The 5,158-nt window shown below is 62.5% G+C and carries 7 protein-coding genes; 3 read left to right on the top strand and 4 right to left on the bottom strand.

The window, feature by feature from the left end:
- A partial coding sequence (locus NFV80_RS14410; protein WP_296759111.1) for a phosphatidate cytidylyltransferase occupies positions 1-581 on the top strand: 581 nt, incomplete at its 5' end.
- A gap of 13 nt (positions 582-594) precedes the next feature.
- On the opposite strand, the gene NFV80_RS14415 is transcribed toward NFV80_RS14410, so the two are convergent.
- A complete protein-coding gene (locus NFV80_RS14415; protein WP_296759114.1) occupies positions 595-1,197 on the bottom strand; it encodes a nuclear transport factor 2 family protein in 603 nt (200 codons plus the stop codon).
- A 333-nt stretch (positions 1,198-1,530) separates the two neighbouring features.
- Entirely contained in the window at positions 1,531-2,397 is an 867-nt protein-coding gene (locus NFV80_RS14420) for a caspase family protein (RefSeq protein ID WP_295331450.1), read from the bottom strand.
- Between the two features lie 41 nt (positions 2,398-2,438).
- On the opposite strand from NFV80_RS14420, the gene NFV80_RS14425 reads away from it, so the two are divergent.
- Together NFV80_RS14425 and NFV80_RS14430 are read left to right on the top strand one after the other, a co-directional pair.
- Complete coding sequence (locus tag NFV80_RS14425) at positions 2,439-2,963, top strand: hypothetical protein (protein WP_295331449.1); 525 nt, start codon at positions 2,439-2,441, stop codon at positions 2,961-2,963.
- Between the two features lie 50 nt (positions 2,964-3,013).
- On the top strand, positions 3,014-3,262 hold the full coding sequence (locus tag NFV80_RS14430) for a PEP-CTERM sorting domain-containing protein (protein ID WP_295331448.1): 249 nt from the start codon (positions 3,014-3,016) through the stop codon (positions 3,260-3,262).
- A 302-nt stretch (positions 3,263-3,564) separates the two neighbouring features.
- Here the strand turns inward: NFV80_RS14430 and NFV80_RS14435 are convergent, their stop codons facing one another.
- Positions 3,565-4,065: a thioesterase family protein gene (locus tag NFV80_RS14435; protein ID WP_295331447.1), complete on the bottom strand. Its 501-nt coding sequence runs from the start codon at positions 4,063-4,065 to the stop codon at positions 3,565-3,567.
- Between the two features lie 337 nt (positions 4,066-4,402).
- Positions 4,403-5,158: hypothetical protein (locus NFV80_RS14440; RefSeq protein ID WP_295331446.1), on the bottom strand; the 756-nt coding region annotated here is incomplete at its 5' end.

A 5,158-nucleotide genomic window follows, 5' to 3' on the forward strand; every position in this document is an offset into this window, starting at 1 on the left:
GGTTCTGCGCGCTGATCCCGTGCCTGGCGCTGGTCGTCCTGCCGCTGCTGTTGCGGTCTCCGCGAACCACCACGAGACATTCCCTGCGCACGCTGCAGTGGGGACTGCTGGTCTGCGTCTTCTCCCTCTCCTTTGTTCCCGCGCTGCTCACGCTGCCGATCGTCGGCCAGGAACACCGCGTTGCCTACCTGCCGGTCTTCCTGTTGCTGGTGGTGCAGTCGAGCGACGTCCTGCAGTATCTCTGGGGGAAGCTCGCCGGCCGGCACGCGATCGCGCCGCGGATTTCGCCGGCGAAGACGATCGAGGGGACGGTCGGGGGAATCCTCTCGGCCACCGCGCTCGGCACCAGCCTGGCCGCGTGGACGCCGTTTACGCCCACCCAGGCAGCGCTCGTCTCGCTGCTGCTCACTTCGCTCGGCTTCGTCGGGGGCCTGTGCCTGTCAGCGATCAAGCGCCAACGCGGCATCAAGGACTGGGGGGAAACGATCCCGGGCCATGGCGGAATGCTCGATCGACTCGACTCGCTGTGCCTCGCGGCTCCTGCCTTCTACGTCCTGCTCCACGTCGGCTGGACAACCTGAGCCGACGCCGGCCTCAGCGCCTGCGCCGCATCCAGCCGATCAACAGGCCGAGCAGGACGCCGGCTGCACCGGCGCCAGCCGCTACCCACCAGAGCGCAGCCTTCGCCTCGGCCATCAGCGAGTTGGTAAAGACGTTGGCGGACAGGTGCAAGGACACCACTTTCCACTTTCCGTCGATCCTGGCCAGGGTCGTCGTCCAGTTCGAATCGAGCGAGAATGGCCCGCGCGCAACCGGAAAGAACTGATCCACCATCGTTCCATCCGCAACGGCCACCGTGCCATCGGCGAAGAAGCGCGCCGGAGCGCCAATGCGGGCAGAGGTCAGATAGCGATCGAGGATCCGGTCGTCGCCACGAACCATCTTGCGATAGTACGCCCGGACCTGGTCATGGCCGCGCGACACCTCGCCGTTGAGCCAGGTGACGGTAACGTCGGGGGACATCTGGGCGATCATTCGCTCGACGTCCTGTGCATTGATCGCCGCCTCCATCTCGTGAAAGATGGCGATCAAGGCTTGGCGATCGGTCGCGTGCGGGTCGCCGTCAGCAGCCACGGCATCCACCGCCCCAAGCGAAGCAAACAACAGGACCAGCAGCAACCTTACCATCGGGCGCATGGCATTTCCCCCGCACGAATGCCGAACCAGCGGGCAATGATAGCCGCTTGCCGGGGGCTTGAACAACCGACTTGCGGAGCTACCTGTCGCGGCCGAAAAAAGAGCGGCTTCGACAACGGCCGCCCGCCGACTTCAACCCTGCCCGACCGTGGGCTCCGTCCACCGATTCGCGCAGGAAGGCGGTGTCGCAAGAACACCGCCTTCCTGGTCACTACGACAAGGCTCGGGCCGAGCGATTGCGGCGACTGAGAACCAGACCCGTCAGTCCGATGCCAAGCAGCGGCAGCGTGGCCGGCACGGGCAGATGGCCGTTGACTACCGGCGCACTGCCGGTCAGTAGATCACGGCTTGCGTACGATTGGTGGCGTTGCCTTCGAGCTGCGGCGTCTGCGCAAAACCGGACTTCATCAGCGCGCGCATCTTGCCGATCACTTCCTTGCGCGACAGCTTGTTCTGCGTGTCGCGCATCACCTTGATCAGATAGTAGGTGAACGCGCCGTTGTAGCGTCCGTTGAAATAGGCGTCGGCACTCGTCTGGTTCGCTTTGCAGCCCGTCCACAGGATGTGGTTGGCGCCGGCCACCGCTGGCTGGGTGCCTTTGTCGGCGCCCTTTTTCGCTGCGGGGGCCGGACGATCCAGCGTGAAACCGCGCATCCTGGCGGTCTTCTTGTCGAACTCGTGCGCAGGCGGGGCAACGTAACGCGCGCGCGGGGCGTGCAGTCCGAATTCTGCGCCGCGCAAGCCGCTGCCGCTGTGGCAGGTGTCGAGGTAGACCTCGAGCAGCACGCCGGCCGGCAACTGCACGAAGAGATCATGCAGTTCGTCGTCGCAGATGATGTGCTCCGGATCCCAGGCACCCGCCTTCTCGGCGATGTCGTGGGGAACGAAGGCCTCGTCCATGCCATCTGGTTCGTCGCCGCTGGTGTCGTTCATCTGCGTGCCATGCGAGGACAGACTGAAGACCAGATAGCTCAGCTTGCCGGCTTTTGCGTCGGCGACCATCGCGTTGAGCTGCGCCATGATGTTCGCCTTGGTCGCCTGGGCGTCGGTGAGAACGCTCATTTCGGTCGTCTTGAAGCCGAGCAGGTCCTTGTACAGAGCCGCCATGTCCTTGGCGTCGTTGACGCAACCATTGAGCGTGAACTGCGGGTAGTTCGCAAACTTGTTGATTCCGACAAAAAGCGCTTTTTTGCCAGCCATCTCGTGTCTCCTTCCAGTGCCGCAGCGAATAGGGATTGGCGATGCCGCGGCAGACATCGCTGCCGCATTGTGCGGCAATCCCCCGCGTGCGGCAACGGCAGGCGGGGCAAGCGATCGATCGCAAGGAATTGCTTGCCTCGAGCGGCGAACGGGCAGATCGCGCCGGTCCCGAAATCGTCCTTGCGATCGCGCGACCGTGGATCAAGCGGCTTTCTGACCGCCGCTCCCCACCATGCGTCGCTCGCGATTGTCATCCCTTATTTCTGGCTGCCGACGCATACCGGCTGCGCAGACCCAATTTCCCGCCCGGCGTTTCGCTCATCAATAAAATCACCCTGACCACTGCACTAGCCTCGCTGCTTGCCAATGGCATCGCTTCCGCCGCCTCGACCTACTATGCGACGCGCGCTGCCTTCGACGCCGCCAACCCGGGCCTGACCTGCGAAGGTCTCGAAAAGATGGATGCGGTTGGCACGACGACATTCACCTCGCCGCTGAGCAGAACCGGCAACACTCCCGGTATCGTGTCGCCCGGCGAAATCGTCCCCGGCATCAACTTCGTGTAGACGTCTTCCAGAACTTCGGCGGTGGTTCCCAGTCCAGCCACTCGATCCTGGTGACCGTCGATCTTTTCGACTCGACCAGCACCCTGATCGACAGCAGGCAGATCACCGTGCCGAGCGGCGGCACCGGCTTCTTCGGCGTTGCCAGCGTAGTGCCAATCGCCTATCTGACAATCAACAACTCCAGCAGCTTCGATGTCATCGACAACGTCGAGTTCGGCGCCGCCTTTCCGGAGCCCGCGACCCTTGGCCAACTCGCCCTCGGTCTGGTCGGCATCGCGCGTCGTCGCAAGGCTGCCTGATTCCTCTGCGGCAAGGCACGCGAGGGACCCGCATGCGGGTCCGTTGTCGTTTGCGCCGCGCCGCCAGCTACCGCAGCTTGCTCCTGCAACAGCGGGAAGCTTCTCTTCTGCCGGTGTCGATCTCCGACGCGGTGGGGCGGCAGGAACCACGGCAGGCTGCATGAATGCTTCGGCGCAGGCATGGCATGTCTCTTGGCGCCGAGCAAATGCCGGCAACGACGTGGGCTCCTGACGAAACATCGTCTGACACGCTTCGTCGGGCCTGGCGTTTCTCCTCGCGGCGCCAGTCGATATTTCGCCGCTTACCTTGTCGCGTTCAGGCGAGACTTCTCCCGAGCGATTCCCATCACATGCCCGACACGGTCGGGTCGTGGCAGCGCCGAGTGTTCGTCCATTACTGCCGCGAGCAGCCTGACCACGTCTTCGGGAAAAGGCGCTGCCCTGCGCATCCGCAGGTCGATGTGCAGCGAGAGCTGCTCGGACGTCGCCGCCAGGCGGCCGTTTTCACCCTGGTACATCTCGCCGTAGCAATGCAGCCGCTTGTCGTCCCAGTCGAGAAAGCGATACTCGACGCGAATCGGATCGCCAAGGGCAAGTTCGCCAAGATAGTGGACGTGTGTCTCGACCGTAAACAGCGAATATTGGCGTTCCCGGACGTACGCCGGGCCGATGCCGAGGGAATCGAGAACGAGATCCAGCGCTTCGTCGAAAACCAGGTGGTAATACGCCATGTTCATGTGGCCGTTGTAGTCAATCCACGCCGACTCCACAGCTCGCAACGGACAGACGATCGGTGCAAACATGGTGTACTCCTGCATCGGGGAATGCAGCCTTCTACGCCCAGCGTCGCCGGCCGTCAACGGTGCCGCGCGGTAACGCCCTTGTCTTTCGTCTGGCCTTCGGTCGAGCGAAATGGGCGCGACGCAACGCAACTCCTGGCCATTCGACCGGGCTTCCAACGACGAACAAAGGCGCCCTCCCCGGCGCACTCGCCCACGGTGAGCGGCGGCGCGTGTTCTTGCGCCGTCCGCTGCACCGCTGTGTCAGGCAACGGGTCACTCTCCCGCTATCGTTCTGGATAGTGCCGATACTCGCACCAGCTCCTCTCCGAATGCCCCATGCCTTGCTACACCGAATTCCCTACGGCGCAATGGTGAGGTTGTAGGTCACATCCACCGTAAACCCGACACTGGTCTCCGCGCCAAAGTGAAGGACGTGCACTCCTGGTGCCAGTGGCGAGAGCAGCAGCCAGTAGCCGTCCGAGACGAGCGGGTCAGTATTACCAGGTACCGACAAATTACCCGGTGGTACCATCCCCTTTGGCGGTGCAATGACCGAGAAAGAGGGGGACCTTACCCGAAAACTGGACCACTGATCGGCGCAATCAACATAGTCGATCTTGCAAGTCAGCTTCGTAACACTATCAACGAACCCGGCAGCCAGTTGCCTCAAACTAAGAAGCGTCTCGGACCCTGCCGGCTTGAACGCAACATTGTTGATCAGAGGAAAGAAAATGGGCTTCCCCGCCGGAATGCTGCACCACCGCGTTACAGGCAGTCCACCCCAACTTCCCGCCAGGAACCACACGTCGTCAACTTGCCCCTGGGCGCAGTTCGCTCCTGACGAGTCCGAGATTGGATTGATCGCTTGTGGGATCGAGAATGCCCATTGCCACCACCTGGCGCTCAATTCCCCGTACGTCGATCCATACGTTTGAACTCCCACAACCTGGCGAGATGCGGCGCTAGCGGCAGCGGCCAGAGGACCAACTGTCGACCCGATGACACCGAGTAACACCGTACATCCGATCATCAGACGATTTTTCGTCTTGTTTTTCATAACGTAAGAACTCCTCACAAAAAGGAAAACAGAAAAGTGCTTCTTGAACGTTCCACT

Source organism: Accumulibacter sp., from assembly GCF_023806565.1.
GTDB lineage: Bacteria > Pseudomonadota > Gammaproteobacteria > Burkholderiales > Rhodocyclaceae > Accumulibacter.